The organism is Sulfurimonas autotrophica DSM 16294 (assembly GCF_000147355.1).
In the GTDB taxonomy this organism is placed as follows: Bacteria; Campylobacterota; Campylobacteria; order Campylobacterales; family Sulfurimonadaceae; genus Sulfurimonas; species Sulfurimonas autotrophica.
In genome coordinates this window covers 1,652,102-1,667,285 of record NC_014506.1, presented here as the reverse complement: position 1 = coordinate 1,667,285, position 15,184 = coordinate 1,652,102, and the positions used below count along the sequence as shown (strand labels likewise).

The 15,184-nt window shown below is 35.6% G+C and carries 16 protein-coding genes; 11 read left to right on the top strand and 5 right to left on the bottom strand.

From position 1 onward, the window contains the following. The gene (locus SAUT_RS08485) at positions 1 to 861 is read left to right on the top strand and encodes a pyridoxal-phosphate dependent enzyme (protein ID WP_013327473.1); all 861 of its coding nucleotides are present in this window, start codon (positions 1 to 3) and stop codon (positions 859 to 861) included. Here the strand turns inward: SAUT_RS08485 and SAUT_RS08480 are convergent. Further along, positions 854 to 1,531: a nitroreductase gene (locus SAUT_RS08480; protein WP_013327472.1), complete on the bottom strand. Its 678-nt coding sequence runs from the start codon at positions 1,529 to 1,531 to the stop codon at positions 854 to 856. The genes SAUT_RS08485 and SAUT_RS08480 overlap by 8 nt on opposite strands. 196 nt (positions 1,532 to 1,727) lie before the next feature. Here SAUT_RS08480 and SAUT_RS08475 point away from each other — a divergent pair, with 196 nt between their 5' ends. Continuing rightward, the gene (locus SAUT_RS08475) at positions 1,728 to 4,304 is read left to right on the top strand and encodes an ATP-dependent Clp protease ATP-binding subunit (protein ID WP_013327471.1); all 2,577 of its coding nucleotides are present in this window, start codon (positions 1,728 to 1,730) and stop codon (positions 4,302 to 4,304) included. Positions 4,305 to 4,308: 4 nt separating this feature from the next. Here the strand turns inward: SAUT_RS08475 and SAUT_RS08470 are convergent, their stop codons facing one another. Both SAUT_RS08470 and SAUT_RS08465 read right to left on the bottom strand, forming a co-directional pair. Next, complete coding sequence (locus SAUT_RS08470) at positions 4,309 to 4,566, bottom strand: EAL domain-containing protein (protein WP_041675221.1); 258 nt, start codon at positions 4,564 to 4,566, stop codon at positions 4,309 to 4,311. Beyond that, positions 4,563 to 4,835, bottom strand: a complete 273-nt coding sequence (locus tag SAUT_RS08465; RefSeq protein WP_013327470.1) for a hypothetical protein — start codon at positions 4,833 to 4,835, stop codon at positions 4,563 to 4,565. The genes SAUT_RS08470 and SAUT_RS08465 overlap by 4 nt, the downstream gene beginning before the upstream one ends. Before the next feature lie 147 nt (positions 4,836 to 4,982). Between SAUT_RS08465 and rpmH the strand changes: the two genes are divergently transcribed. The 8 genes from rpmH to SAUT_RS11100 are packed head-to-tail and all read left to right on the top strand — an operon-like array spanning position 4,983 to position 12,503. Continuing rightward, on the top strand, positions 4,983 to 5,117 hold the full coding sequence (gene rpmH, locus SAUT_RS08460; RefSeq protein WP_013327469.1) for a 50S ribosomal protein L34: 135 nt from the start codon (positions 4,983 to 4,985) through the stop codon (positions 5,115 to 5,117). A 14-nt stretch (positions 5,118 to 5,131) separates the two neighbouring features. After that, complete coding sequence (rnpA, locus tag SAUT_RS08455; protein WP_013327468.1) at positions 5,132 to 5,443, top strand: ribonuclease P protein component; 312 nt, start codon at positions 5,132 to 5,134, stop codon at positions 5,441 to 5,443. Continuing rightward, positions 5,424 to 5,747 (top strand): membrane protein insertion efficiency factor YidD, encoded by a 324-nt coding sequence (gene yidD / locus SAUT_RS08450; RefSeq protein ID WP_041675218.1) that lies wholly within the window; start codon positions 5,424 to 5,426, stop codon positions 5,745 to 5,747. The genes rnpA and yidD overlap by 20 nt, the downstream gene beginning before the upstream one ends. A 3-nt stretch (positions 5,748 to 5,750) precedes the next feature. Then, entirely contained in the window at positions 5,751 to 7,355 is a 1,605-nt protein-coding gene (yidC, locus tag SAUT_RS08445; protein WP_013327467.1) for a membrane protein insertase YidC, read from the top strand. A 2-nt stretch (positions 7,356 to 7,357) separates the two neighbouring features. Further along, positions 7,358 to 8,233, top strand: coding sequence for a Jag N-terminal domain-containing protein (locus tag SAUT_RS08440; protein WP_013327466.1), 876 nt, complete (start codon positions 7,358 to 7,360; stop codon positions 8,231 to 8,233). 3 nt (positions 8,234 to 8,236) lie between these two features. After that, positions 8,237 to 9,574 (top strand): tRNA uridine-5-carboxymethylaminomethyl(34) synthesis GTPase MnmE, encoded by a 1,338-nt coding sequence (gene mnmE, locus SAUT_RS08435; RefSeq protein WP_013327465.1) that lies wholly within the window; start codon positions 8,237 to 8,239, stop codon positions 9,572 to 9,574. Between the two features lie 2 nt (positions 9,575 to 9,576). Beyond that, positions 9,577 to 9,975 (top strand): Holliday junction resolvase RuvX, encoded by a 399-nt coding sequence (gene ruvX, locus SAUT_RS08430; protein WP_013327464.1) that lies wholly within the window; start codon positions 9,577 to 9,579, stop codon positions 9,973 to 9,975. Positions 9,976 to 10,010: 35 nt separating this feature from the next. After that, positions 10,011 to 12,503: a bifunctional diguanylate cyclase/phosphodiesterase gene (locus SAUT_RS11100; protein WP_013327463.1), complete on the top strand. Its 2,493-nt coding sequence runs from the start codon at positions 10,011 to 10,013 to the stop codon at positions 12,501 to 12,503. Here SAUT_RS11100 and SAUT_RS08420 read toward each other — a convergent pair. Both SAUT_RS08420 and SAUT_RS08415 read right to left on the bottom strand, forming a co-directional pair. Then, positions 12,496 to 13,233 (bottom strand): hypothetical protein, encoded by a 738-nt coding sequence (locus SAUT_RS08420; protein WP_013327462.1) that lies wholly within the window; start codon positions 13,231 to 13,233, stop codon positions 12,496 to 12,498. The genes SAUT_RS11100 and SAUT_RS08420 overlap by 8 nt on opposite strands. Then, entirely contained in the window at positions 13,224 to 13,874 is a 651-nt protein-coding gene (locus tag SAUT_RS08415; RefSeq protein WP_013327461.1) for a hypothetical protein, read from the bottom strand. Before SAUT_RS08415 ends, SAUT_RS08420 begins: the two co-directional genes overlap by 10 nt. 158 nt (positions 13,875 to 14,032) lie before the next feature. On the opposite strand from SAUT_RS08415, the gene ilvC reads away from it, so the two are divergent. After that, entirely contained in the window at positions 14,033 to 15,055 is a 1,023-nt protein-coding gene (ilvC, locus tag SAUT_RS08410) for a ketol-acid reductoisomerase (protein ID WP_013327460.1), read from the top strand. Positions 15,056 to 15,184 lie beyond the last annotated feature (129 nt).

The following is a 15,184-nucleotide window of genomic DNA, read 5'->3' as shown; positions in this document are numbered from 1 at the left end:
ATGCAAAACTCTCCTCTTTCTAAAATTATTTTAGAGGAGAGAGAGTTTTTTGTCAAGCGGGATGATTTGATTGACCCCTGTCTTGCCGGCAACAAATATAGAAAACTTTACACCCTCTTAAATACTCCAAACAATACTTATAACACCTTGATATCTTATGGTGGTACACAGTCTAATGCAATGCTTGCTATTGCGGCAATGTGTCAGAAAAAAAAGTGGCAATTCATTTATTATACAAAAAAACTTTCTGCTACACAAAAAAATGAATGTGAAGGTAATTATGCGCACGCTCTTGCTTTAGGAATGGAGCACAGAGAGATAGAGAATGATTATTATAAAGAGTACATAGCCTCTTTGCGTTTGAATTTGGATGAAAAAACTCTGCTTGTAGACCAGGGCGGTGCACTAGAGGCGGCAAAAAAAGGTTTAGAAGTGTTGGCACAAGAGATACGCAAGCAAAATACAACTTTACATGTAAAGGCTCTGGCAACACCTTCGGGAACAGGAACAACGGCACTTTTTCTGGCTCTTGCTCTACCTGAATATAAAGTGTATACTACTCCCTGCATCGGTGACAGTGCCTATTTAAAAGAGCAGATGAATGCTTTGGCAAAAATTCCGAGTAACCTCATTATTTTAGAACCGAAAAAAAAGTACCATTTTGCTAAACCGTATCCGGAATTTTATGAAATATATCAGAGCTTACATGTAAAGGGTATTGAATTTGATTTGCTCTACGCTCCGGCGATGTGGCAGGCACTCTTGGAGCAGACAAATGAAAAAGTTATGTATATACACAGCGGAGGTGTGAGCGGTAACAAAAGTATGCTTGCTCGTTATAAGAAAAAAGGACTTATATAAAAGTTACACTCTTCTCGAGCGGTTCTCTTTGGGGCTTATAATTGTTGATTTTAGCCTCTTCATCTGCATAGCCTAAAACCACACTGTATAAAAGAGCAAGATTATCGGGTACTTCTAAAACATCAGCGACCACTTTTCCAAACTCTGTTGTTGAGCCTTGAGGACAGGAATCTACGCTGAACTCTTGTGCTGCAAGCATAATACTCTGCATATAGGCACCGCAATCAATTAAAGCGCCCTGCGCACCGTCAATATTTGCCTTGTCCGTAAAAACAAAAAATACACTTTTTGCACCAAACCATCTAAAATTGTCTTTCCACATTTCAATGCGTGTTTCATTGTCTTTTCGATCAACTTCCATGAGCTTGTAGAGTCCCGCACCTGTGACAATTCTACGCTTTTTGTAAGGATTGACCCACTCAAGAGGGTAGTATTGGATAAACTGCTCATTCTCAATGCCCGCGTCCATTTTTGCAATGATTGCATCTCCAATGTTTTTAAGAACTTTTTCATCTGAGACGGCATATGTTATCCAAGGCTGCATATTGGCACCGCTTGGTGTTTGTGCGGCAGCTTCAAGAATTTTTTCTTGCACTTCTTTAGGAACGCTTTTATTTTGATATGCTCTTTTAGAGGAACGTTGTTTTAAAGCCTGAGTGACACTTAGCATGAATTGTCCTGAATATTTTCGCATATTATAATAAATATGTGGTTATAAAGAGATAAAAGAACTTATGAATTATTTCGCTTAGATTTCTTGACAAATAAAGACTCAGGTAGGTATAATTAAATTTGCAACTAAAGTAGCAAAATGAAACTCGTAAAGAGTATATACTTTCACCATAAATAAAAAAAAGGATTGAGAAATGAAGAATATTTTTGAGAAATTAACACATAATATGACTGAGTCAATTGAGAGCGCGTTGTCTTTGGCTTTACATAATAAAAATCAAGAAGTGACGCCGATACATTTTTTATGGGCGCTTTTGACAAATTCTGATTCTGTGCTGAATCAAATGTTCAATAAAATGGGTGTTGATAAAGTTGCAATGGAGCTTGATATTAAAAGCATGGCGGAAAAACTGCCAAAATCTTCAAGCGTGACAAAAGAGAATATAAAACTTTCTCATGATTTTGTAAGAACGCTGGAAAACGGTATCGGCCTGATGACGAAAAACGGGGATTCTTATCTGGCTGTTGATACGTATATATTGGCAAACCTAAATACAGAGCCGTTTTCGACTATATTACCGAAATACATAGATATTATGCAGCTTACAAAAGAGCTTGAAGCAGCGCGCGGGGGTGCGAAAATTGATTCACAGACTGCTGATGAAACATTGGAATCTCTTTCAAAATACGGTATTGATTTAACAAAAGAAGCAGCGGAGGGGAAACTGTCTCCTGTTATCGGGCGTGATGAAGAGATTGCAAGAACTATGCAGATTCTGATTCGTAAAACAAAAAATAATCCTATGCTTCTTGGTGAGCCGGGTGTCGGTAAAACGGCATTGGTTGAAGGGCTTGCACAAAGAATTCAAAGCGGTGATGTACCGACATCTCTGCAAAATAAGCGTGTTATTGCACTTGATATGTCAGCGCTTATTGCCGGTGCAAAATATCGTGGTGAATTTGAAGACAGATTAAAAGCGGTTATTGATGAAGTAAAAGAGAATGGAAACATTATTCTTTTCATTGATGAGATTCATACAATCGTGGGTGCGGGTGCATCAGAGGGTTCAATGGATGCGGCGAACATCTTAAAACCTGCTCTTGCACGTGGAGAACTTCATACTATCGGTGCAACAACGCTTAAAGAGTATAGAAAGTACTTTGAAAAAGATGCTGCTCTGCAACGCCGTTTCTTACCGATTTCTGTAGATGAACCAACAGTAAATCAGTCACTACAAATTCTTCGCGGAATTAAAGAAAGACTCGAAGCGCACCATAATGTCAGTATCGCAGACAGCGCATTGGTTGCTGCGGCAAAACTTTCCGACAGATATATTGCAGACAGGTTCTTACCGGATAAAGCTATTGACCTTATTGATGAGGCAGCAGCTGAACTAAAAATGCAGATTGAATCTGAGCCGAATGAGCTGAGTGCCGCTAAACGTAAACTCTCAGAGCTTATGGTTGAAAAAGAGGCACTGAAGATGGAAAAAACTCCATCAAATGAGAAACGTCTTGCAGAAATTGAAAAAGAACTTGCTGATATTGAAGAAAAAGTAAGAAAACTAGAATCTCAGTTTCAAACTGAAAAAGAGGTTTTTGAAAAAATCTCAGCTATCAAAGGTGAGATTGAACAAAAACGCCGTGAAGCAGAACTTGCAAAAGCTCGTTCTGAATTTAACCGTGCTGCAGAAATTGAGTACGGTGAAATTCCAAAACTCATTGAGCAGGAAAAAGAGCTTAATGAGCAGTGGGATAGAATGCAGGCAGAGGGAACACTGCTTAAAAACTCTGTGGATGAAGAGTCAATTGCTTCAATTGTAAGCAGATGGACAGGTATTCCTGTAAATAAAATGCTTCAAAGTGAGAAAGATAAAATTATTCACGTTGAAGATGAGTTAAATAAAACTGTTGTCGGTCAATCTCAGGCGACACATGCGGTGGCACGTGCTATTAAACGTAATAAAGCAGGCTTAAGCGATAAGAACAGACCGATAGGTAGTTTCTTATTTCTTGGGCCTACAGGGGTCGGTAAAACACAAACTGCCAAAACTTTGGCGAAGTTCTTGTTTGACTCTGAAGATGCACTCATTAGAATAGATATGAGTGAGTACATGGAGAAACATGCAGTATCACGCTTGGTCGGTGCAGCACCCGGTTATGTAGGTTATGAAGAAGGCGGACAGCTTACAGAAGCGGTAAGAAGAAAACCATATTCAGTTGTTCTTTTTGATGAGGTGGAAAAAGCACATCCTGATGTGTTTAATATGCTGCTGCAAGTGCTTGATGACGGTCGCTTAACAGACAATAAAGGTGTGACAGTTGATTTTAGTAATACTATTATTATCTTGACATCAAATATTGCAAGTGATAAAATCATTACACATGCAGGAAGTCCTGAGCTTGAAGGCATGGTTATGTCTGAACTCAAAAAAGCTTTTAAACCAGAGTTCTTGAACAGACTTGATGATGTGGTTATCTTTAATGCACTTGGTAAAGAACAGATTAAAGGTATTGTAGATATCTTCTTTAGTGAAATTGCCAATAAAGTCAAAGAAAGAGATATTGAGCTCTCTCTTAGCGAAGAGGCAAAAGAGTATATTGCAGAAGCTGGATTTGATCCGGTATATGGGGCTCGTCCGCTTAAACGTGCTCTTTATGAAATCGTTGAAGACCGCTTAGCTGACCTTATCTTAGAAGGTACAGTTAAAGAAGGTTCTCGCGTTGAGTTCACTGTTGTAAACGGTGAAGTGGAAGTTAAGGTTTCTTAAGACTTTAACTTTTTATATGTTCTTCAATGCTTAAAGGTTTTCCTAGATGGAAACCTTGAGCATAATCTACTCCTAATCTTTTCACAGTATCTAAAATTGATTGTGTCGATACAAATTCAGCTATAGTCTCTACATGTAAACGTTGTGCAAGTTCGACAATGGCTTTTTCTAATTCAAGTATTTTTTTATTAATAGCATCATCGGCTGGTGAGGCCATCAATAAAAGCGGTGTTGTTAGCAGTATTAAAAGGGTTTTTTTCATGGCTGTAATCCTGGTACTATGGGTTGTTCTGAGTCTGCTGCATGAGAAATAAGATATTTTTGCAGTTTATTCCTGGTTTGTATAGGCAGTTTTTCAAGTTTATATTTTTTGAGGTGACGTTGGGAAGAAAAAATACGATTCCACTGAATAGCTGCTTTTTGGCCTCCATATAAGTTCAACTTTTTTGCTAAAATAGTAATGTCTTCATCTTGAGCTAATAATATGCTTGAAAACAAAAAAGTTAGTAAAAATAGACTGACATACTGCATAGACGGTGAACCTTGATTGTGTGTTGTTTTAGTATTATAACTTTGTTTTATTACAATAGTATTAAGTGTAAGTGAAATGAACCTTAACCGAGCTTTAAGTAAAGTTTTTGTAAACTTCCGAACTTAAATCAGATAAGGATATGTCGAATGAAAAGAACATACCAACCACATAATACACCTAGAAAACGAACACATGGTTTTAGAGCTAGAATGGCTACTAAAAATGGTCGTAACATAATTAATCGTCGTCGTGCTAAAGGTCGTAAAAAATTGACAGTATAGGCGGATTTAACACATTGAAACTCCATAAAGAGTTTCAATATGTTTATAATAAAGGAAAAAACCAGCACTCACAGAGTGTAGTTTTGTTTTTTCTTCCTCAACCAGGAGTACGCAAAGTAGGTTTTACCGCTACCAAAAAACTGGGAAATGCAGTAAAACGTAATCGTGCGAAACGTCGTCTTCGTGCACTTTTTTGTGAATACTCTGACTCCTTTAAAGATGGTACATATGTTTTTGTTGCAAAAGCAGCAATTTTTGATGCACCTTTTGAAAAACTCACCAATGATTTTAACAAAGTATTAAGTCGTGCGAAAACTCTTACTTAAGCTTTTATGGCTTTATCAGAAATTTTTTACACTAATCGGCTATGGATCATGCCGCTATTATCCTACATGTAGCGAATATGCACGAATAAATTTTGAAAATAATTCAATTTCAAGTGCTTTTTACCACTCTTTTACTAGAATACTACGTTGCAATCAATTTTTTGACGGCGGAATAGAGTATCCACTTTTAGACAGACTCTCTTTAAAGCCCGCTAAACTTGAGATTGATGCTATAAAGTATTGGTTGGTTCCAAATAAAAAAAACCGTTATTACATCATAAAAAATTTTTTATATAAAGGGTAATTTGTGTTAGACAAAATGTCACCAAATCAAAGATTAATAGTAGCGGTACTATTGTCAATAATTTTTTTCGTAGGCTATACTGCGATATTTCCATCGAAAGAACAAAAGGTAGCAGATAATGCTAAAACAGATAAAGTTACATCAAAAACAGATACAAAAAAAGATGTTACAACACGTGTAGAAGAAGCTTCTGGACATGCTATATCCCAACAGGAAAAGATAGCTCAGAGTATATCAAATAACATTGTTACAATTAAAAATAAGAATTTTATTTTAAAGATAGATACATTGGGACGTATGTCTTCCAAAGAACTTCTTGAAGATAAATTTAGAAATACTGATAATTTACATGCGCAGGTAATTCCAAGTACAGGAACAAAGCCTTTGTATATTCGTTTTGCTGAGGATGCAATAAATGATGAAGCTACAAAAGTTCCATATACGGCAAATGTAAGTGAAGTATCACTAAAAGACAAACCTGTTACCGTAACATTAACACAAAAGTTATCTGCTCTTACTGTAACAAAAGTGTTAACATTTTATACTGATGGTCATTATGATGCAAAAATTTCCACTTCAAAGGATGTGAGACATTATATTTATCTTGGGGACAGACCAAAAGTCTCTAAAAAACTTATGGCAGTTGCGGGTGCACTTATATATACAGATGATGACGTTGCGCATATTATTGAAGATGGAGATGCTGAAGGCAGACAGGTGTTCCAAGGTGTAAAACTGGCATCTTCATTTGATCAGTATACGGCAATTATATTGTATGGTTTTACAAAAGATACAAATATTATAGTTGAACGTGGAAAAGATGACAATCCGGTTGTTTATTTTGATGCTAGAAAAGATGAAAACATTCATGGATATATCGGGCCAAAAGAGCATAAAATTTTAAAAGCAATTGATCCTGTACTTACAAATGCAATCGAATACGGCTGGTTTACTTTTGCTGCGAAACCTCTTTTTGCCGTTCTTTCATGGCTGCATGGTATTTTTGGTAACTGGGGATGGGCGATTATTGCTTTAACTGCACTGATTCGTGCTGTTTTATATCCTTTGACATACAAAGGTATGGTCTCTATGCAAAAGATGAAAGAGCTTGCGCCTAAGCTTAAAGAATTGAAAGAAAAATATAAAAAAGATCCACAACGATTAAATGCAGCTACGATGGAGATGTATAAGAAGCACGGTGCAAACCCTCTAGGTGGTTGTTTACCTATGATATTACAGATTCCTGTATTTTTTGCGCTTTATCGTACGCTTTTAAATGCAGTTGAACTTCAGGGTGCAGATTGGATTCTTTGGATTAATGACTTGTCACGTATGGATCCGTACTATGTATTACCAATTTTAATGGGTGCGTCAATGTTCATACAACAGCGCATGACACCAAATAATTTTACAGACCCTATGCAGGAAAAAGTATTTAAATACCTTCCGGTAATATTTACATTTTTCTTTGTAACTTTCCCTTCAGGACTTGTTCTGTACTGGTTTACAAATAACCTTTTCTCAATTGCACAACAGTTTATGGTAAATCAACAGTTTAAAAACGCAAAAGATGCAAAAGTGGCAATTGAAAAAAATAGCGAGAAATAAAAATGATTAAAATTGAAGCAGTAACATTAGAAGGTGCATTTAAAGATGCAGCTGCTGCCTTGGATTGCTCGGTAACTCAACTAGCTGTTGAAGTTGTACAGGCTCCAAGTGGTGGATTTTTAGGATTGTTTAAAAAGAAAGCGATAATCGTTGCAACGATAAAAAATGAGCTTTTGGATGAAAAGAAAAAAGTAGCAACAGTGCAGGTTCCTGAAACTCCAAAAGTTATAGAAGTAGCAGAAGATATAACACCGGCACATACAATGCTTAATGATACTATTATGCCGACTTCTTTTGTTAGTGATCAAGATGAAGACGAGATGGAAGAAGACTTGGCAAGCGGTCTTGATTATACGGCAGATTATGATGATGAATATGATGATGAAATATCCGAAGAAGCAGCACCTTTGGTTGATATACAAGTTGTAGCAAAAGAGGTAAAAGCAGATATTAACAAGCTTTTTGATCTTATATGTTTTGAGATAGAAAAAATAGAAGTTTCAGCTTATGATAAAGAAACACTCCTTATAGAGTTCAAAGGTGAAGATGCTGCATTGTTAATCGGGAAAGAGGGGTACAGATATAAAGCACTCTCATATATGATATTTAATTGGATTAATACAAAGTATGATGTGCAGCTGCGTCTTGAAATAGCAGAATTTTTGAAAAACCAAGAAGAATCCGTTGCAAGATATTTAACAAACGTATATGAAAATATAGATAGAGACGGACGTGCTCAGACAAAAATACTTGATGGTGTTTTGGTACAAATTGCTTTGAAAGAGCTGCGAGAGAGATACCCTGATAAATACGTTGTTATCCGTTCCACAAAAGACGGACTCAAATATATAATCGTAAACGATTATCATAATAATTAAATTATGAATGAGACTATAGCCGCCATTGCAACAGCCAATGGTATCGGCTCTATTGCTATTATACGATTAAGCGGTGAGCATGCTTTAGATATAGCAAAAAAGCTTACATGTAAAGAAAACTTCACTCCCAGACATGCAACACTTACAAATATTTATAATGATAATAATGAACTTATTGATGAAGCTATTGTTATTTATTTTAAAGGGCCGTACTCTTTTACGGCTGAAGATGTTGTAGAAATTCAGTGTCACGGTGGGTTTATTGTTGCACAAACTATACTCAGGGCAACACTTAAAGCCGGAGCACGTCTTGCAAATGCCGGTGAGTTTTCCAAACGGGCTTTTTTTAACGGTAGAATTGATTTAAGTGAAGCAGAGGCAATTGCACAACTCATAGAAGCAAAAAGTGAAGATGCGGCAAAGATTCTTGCTTCTCAAATGAAGGGATCGCTTAAAGAGTTTATAGAACAGGTTCGTGATGATATTATTCATATTTTAGCGTATAGTGAAGTAAGTATTGATTATGCCGAAGAAGATTTACCCGAAGATTTAGTAGCACAAATACAAGCCAAACTAGATGAACTTTATACCTTACTTGAAAAAACACTCATAACCTCAAAATCACGAGAAGGTTTAATGCAGGGGTTTCGTGTGGCTATTATAGGCAAGCCCAATGTCGGCAAAAGCTCACTCTTAAATACTTTACTTAATTATAATCGTGCCATAGTGAGCGATATAGCGGGTACGACACGTGATACGATTGAAGAGCAAGTTAAAATCGGGACACACCTGATACGTATTGTCGATACGGCAGGTATCCGTGAATCAAACGATGAGATAGAACGCATAGGAATACAGCGCTCTCTTGAAGCTATCAATGAGAGTGATATAGTTATAGCACTTTTTGACGGCTCACGTAAAGCCGATGAAGAAGATGAGCAGATTCTTGAGCTTATAAAGCAAAACAGAGATAAAAAAGAGATGCTTGTTGTTAAAAATAAAATAGATTTAGAGCAGAAATTTCATTTAGAAAATTTGGCTTTTGACTTGGAATTAAACTCTAGAAACGATGTCACGGCTTTGGTGAAAAAACTTGAAGCAATAATGGATGCAAGCAATGTAAGTGATGAAATCATGCTTATTTCCCAACGTCAAATCTCTGCCGTTGAAGCAACTATACAAAACATAAAAGAAGCTTTCGAGCCGCTGCAAGATCAGGAATTGGAAATTTTTTCATTTCATCTCAATGAAGCGGTTAAAGAGATGGCAAGCATTACCCGTCCGTTTGAAAATGATGAAATGCTCGATAAAATGTTCGGCTCTTTTTGTCTGGGTAAATAGGTGTGAAATACATTGCAATAGATTTGGGTCTTAAACGTATAGGCTTGGCATATTCAGCGCATAAAGATATAGTAACACCACTTCCTGCCGTGATAAGAAAAAATCGTAATCAGGCATCATCTGAAGTAAAAAAAATTATACAAGAGTGGGAAGCAGATGCTGTTGTCATCGGTGTACCTCTGGGTGGAAGCAGCGAAGATGAAATGCGAAGACGCATTGAACATTTTATGAATTTAGTTGATTTTGAGGGTAAAGTGCTTTATCAGGATGAAGCCGGCAGTTCGCTTGAAGCTGAAAATATGATGAAAGGTAAAATAAAATATATTCGTGATGGAAGGGTTGATTCCCTATCTGCGATGGTAATACTTCAAAGATTTTTAGCAAAGAAATTTAAATTCTAAATAATTTTGAAGCTTAAGTTTATTACAATATTGTGATGATAAATAAAACGATAATTTTTGATAATATATCAGAACTACAAAAGCAGGAATCTTTAGCTGCAGACTCACAAACTCTTATACAAATATTTTGTGCAAATAATAATCTTGAAGAAATAAAAGAAATACAATACTATTTTGCAACAATTTTTCCCGAAGCCACTATTCTTGGAACAACAACAGACGGTGCCTTGCATAATGCTGATATATATATTGCATCCAAACATGTTGCAACATTTACAAAGTTTGAAAAGACTACCTTGAAATCTATACTTGTAGAGCATGATGATTCTGTACAAATGAGTCACACTACTGGTGAAAAACTATTAAAACAAATTATTGATTCAAACAGCAAAGTACTTTTAAGTTTTGCTGATGGAATTAATACAAACGGTGAAGAGTTTTTAAAAGGCATCAGCAGTGTAGATTCACAAATAATAGTTTCTGGCGGATTGGCAGGTGATAATGGAGAGCTTAAAAAAACCTATGTTTTTAACAATGAAAGCATAACAGACAGCGGAGCAGTGGGCGTTACTTTAAACTCTGATGCATTGAATGTTTTTACTCATTATAGCTTTGATTGGACACCTATAGGGAAAAAACTTACCATTACAAAATCTGTAAAAAACAGAGTGTATGAAATAGACGGCATGCCTGCCGTAGATATCTATGCAAAATATATGGGTAAAGAACTTGCACAGAATCTCCCTCAAATCGGTATAGAATTCCCGCTCATTTTTGAAAAAGACGGGGTAAACATAGGCAGAGCTGTTTTATTTAAACACAATGATGGTTCCTTGACATTTGCAGGAAATTTGCAAGAAGGCGAAAAGGTTCGTTTTGGCGTAGGAAATGTAAATAATCTTTTAAAAAGCGGTGATTATCAGATAGATAAAATATTTAACAATATTCAATTCCAGCCTGAAGCTGTTTTTGTATATTCATGTATGGCAAGAAGACGCTTTATGGAAAAATATATAGAGTATGAACTTGAGGGTCTCTCTACACTTGGTGATTTAAGTGGTTTTTTTACCTATGGAGAATTTTTTCACAATCAAAAAAGAGATTTACTGAATGAATCTATTACTTTACTGGTTTTAAGTGAAAATAATAAAATAATGGAGTCCATTAAACGAAAAAATATTGAGTGCAGGAATGATTTCGCAGTCAGTACGGAATATGCGCTTGCAAATTTGGCAAACAGCGTATCTCAAGAGTTGGCAGAACTAAATTCAGAACTCGAACAAAGAATTCAGCGAAGTGCAGACTTTATCTACAAGCAGGCATATTTTGACAAATTGACCGGGGTACCAAACAGGCTGAGTCTTCTTCAAAGGATTGATGAATGTGTCGGTGAGACAGTTTTCCTGGTCAATATTGATGATTTTACAACTATAAATGATTTTTATGGACATGCTATTGGCGATATAGTCTTAGTGAAAATGTCAAAATACCTTCAAGAATTTACTGAAAATGAAGGCATGGAACTATTTAAGCTACCATCGGATGAATTTGCTGTCATCTCAAATGTGGAGCAAATCTATCAAGATATTGAAAGGATCATTAAAAAACTTATAATATTTATAGAAAAAAAAGAATTTCTAGTGAATGATCAGGCGATACATATCTCAGTAACCATCTCAGCAGCATATATAAATGAGAAGAATACCGGTTTGGCAAATGCAGATATGGTGCTTAAAGCTGCAAAAAAAGCACATAAACCCTACTTGGTTTTTAATAAATCCTTGGAACTTTCAAAAAAATATGAATCAAATTTGAAAATGGCAAATGAGATTAAAAGAGCGATAGAAAGTGATGATATTATTCCTTATTATCAGCCTATTTTCAATATAAAAACAGGAGAAGTTGAAAAATATGAAGCACTCGTGCGCCTACGAAAATCTGATGGGAAGATACTTTCTCCCTACTTTTTCCTCGCAATCAGCGAAAAAATAAAACTTTATCCTAGAATTACTGAGATTATGGTAGAAAAGACATTCGCTTTTTTTGCGAAAAATGGTTTGAAATTCAGTATTAACCTTTCATTTAGTGATATTTTTAGCGAAAAAATGAGAGAGTTTATTTTTGAAAAAATTAGAGAGTATAATATTGCCAAACAGTTAACAATAGAGATTTTGGAAACACAAGAATATTCCAACGAAGATATTGTGAGTGAATTTACAAAAGAAGTCTATGAATCAGGGGCATACATAGCAATTGATGATTTTGGAAGCGGATTTGCTAATTTTCAATATATGACAAATATTTCATCTGATTATATGAAAATAGACGGCTCACTTATTAAAAATATTCATCAAGATCAAAATTCGCGCCTGATTGTTGAAACAATTGTGATATTTGCAAAAAAACTCGGTAAAAAGGTTGTCGCCGAGTTTGTGCATTCTAAAGAAGTGTTTGATGTTATTAAGGAAATTGGTATAGAATATGCACAAGGATATTACCTTGGCGAGCCTAAAGAGAGTGTTATTTAGCCATTATATAGACATTGTTGCTTGGGTGCGTTACTTCGGCAAATCGCTCTTTTAACTCTCTGTCAAAAGTTAAAATAAATACATTTGTGCTTTTTAAGTCGGCATTTTGAAACTTTTGAAGTAAAATATCATCGGCTACATTTTTTCCATGATCACACTTTATAAAATTAAATGAGTTGAGTGTTTTACCATAGTCGTATAAATTTGCTTCCCATTCGGCTTTTTTAAGGTAGAGTGAATCAGGGTTTGCAGCAAGAAAAATATTATCATCTGAAATGTTATAAGGTTCTATAATATCATTGAAAATTGAAGCAACACTTGAAAAGTTTTCTATATCCCAAAAAAGATAACTTTGTTTTGCTTGTGATTTTTGTTTTTTGTTTATGAGTCTGAGTCTTTTTGTGATGTTGAAACTTGAATGTGCCGTATCATTTATAATTTGAATACGTTTTTTTAACTGCTGGGCATCATTTGTGTTAAAATCCAAAATTTCACCTAAGTTTATATAAAAATCCAAGTTTAGCAATTCATTCTCGGAAGCACCTTTTTGATACTTTTTTAATTTTGCAAGTTTGGCATTGGAAAAAACAAGTTTTATGCTCATCTTTTCATGATTGGCATAAGCCTGTTTTGTTCTAAAAAAAATATCTTTTGCTTCAGTGGTATCGGGAAATTCTATGGAACCTCTGTATTTATACTCTATAGATATTTTTTGTTTGTTTATAGACATTTGAAATACTCAGCTGCCTCTTGCTCATCATCACTAAGTTTCTCTTTTGCATATAAAGGATCTTCACTCATTATTTTTTTAATTTCGTTTTGACAATAAGAAAAAAGAAGCTCTTTTGCCTGGGCATCATTCTCTAAAAACCCAAGTCCGCTGAACTGATAAGGTTCTTCTTGTTCTATACAAAGAAGTGTACCGTCACACTCTTTTTCAAGCACGTCAACGAGTGTTCTGTAGTTTATATTGAACTCGGTTGCATTCCATCCTATATCTTCTAGGGCTTCATCGGCGAATTTATCGACACCATCACCTGTCGTATCATCATAGGAAGCTCGCGGTGTGTTTACTTTAATCAGCTCTTGCCAGTTTGAAAATGCTTTAATGAGGACTCTGTCTTCATCATCAACGATTTGATAATTATCTCCAAATATTTGGGCGAGGGCAGGTGCTTGACTCGGCATTAGCGCATTTGTGGGTTTTGGAATGTATCTGCCCTGATAAATCAAAACTTCTTTGTTGTCAAATGGAGCGTATTCTATTGCTCCTTTTATATTTATGCCATACTCTTTAAAAGAGTTTATCGCTCTAAGAAGTTCTGCTTTATTTACTGTGATGATTTCATTAAAAAGGTTGAATTTTTTCATATTTTCTCCAAATATTTTTTCATATTATACAGAGTATGAGATTAACTCAAATAATTTAACAGAAGTTATAAGCTTGGTCTAATAAAAGTTTTACCATATATAGAGTATAATGCGACAAATTTTTCAAGGGATATGCCCTTGAAGCTCAAGGAAATGTAATGGCATTAAATGTTTACTATGATAAAGATTGTAATATTGACTTAATTAAAGCTAAAAAAGTAGCGATGATTGGATTTGGTTCTCAAGGACACGCACATGCGGAAAACTTAAGAGACAGTGGTGTTGAAGTTGTTGTTGGTCTTCGCAAAGGCGGATCAAGCTGGGCAAAAGCTGAAGCAAAAGGTTTTGAAGTTTTAACAGTTGCTGAAGCTACTGCAAAAGCTGATGTTGTAATGATTCTTCTTCCGGATGAAGATCAGGCAAGAATTTACAAAGAAGAGATTGAGCCAAACTTAAAAGCCGGTGATACTATTGCATTCGGTCATGGTTTCAACATTCACTATCAAAGCATTATTCCTGCTACAGATATCAATGTTACAATGATTGCACCAAAAGCACCTGGTCACACTGTACGTTCTGAATTTGTTCGTGGTGGTGGTATTCCTGATTTAATTGCTGTTGGAAACAATCCTAGCGGAAATACTAAAGAGTTAGCACTTTCATATGCATCTGCAATTGGTGGCGGTCGTACTGCTATCATTGAGACAACTTTCAAAGATGAAACAGAAACTGACCTTTTCGGAGAGCAGGCTGTTCTTTGTGGTGGTGTTACATCTTTAGTTCAAGCCGGATTCGAGACTTTAACTGAAGCTGGTTATGCTCCTGAAATGGCATACTTTGAGTGTCTTCATGAACTTAAACTTATCGTTGACTTGATGTTCGAGGGCGGTATTGCAGATATGAGATATTCTATCTCAAATACAGCTGAGTATGGTGACTATGTCTCCGGTAAACGTGTTATCAATAAAGAGTCTAAAGAAGCTATGAAAGAAATTCTTAAAGAGATTCAAGACGGTAGATTTGCAAAAGACTTTATCTTAGAAGGTCAAGCAGGTTACCCTCGTATGAATGCTGAAAGAAATAATGCACGTGCTTCATTAATTGAGCAGACTGGTGTGAAACTACGTGAAATGATGCCGTGGATTGCAGCAAACAAAATCGTTAACACTGATAAAAACTAAAATAGCGACGCATCTTCTGCGTCGTTACGTTCTTCACGTACTCATAGTACGCTTCATCTCTAGACTCCTTGAACCTGCATCACTCTTTTAGTTTTTACAAACTATATTTTGCTATAATCTTCTTACATG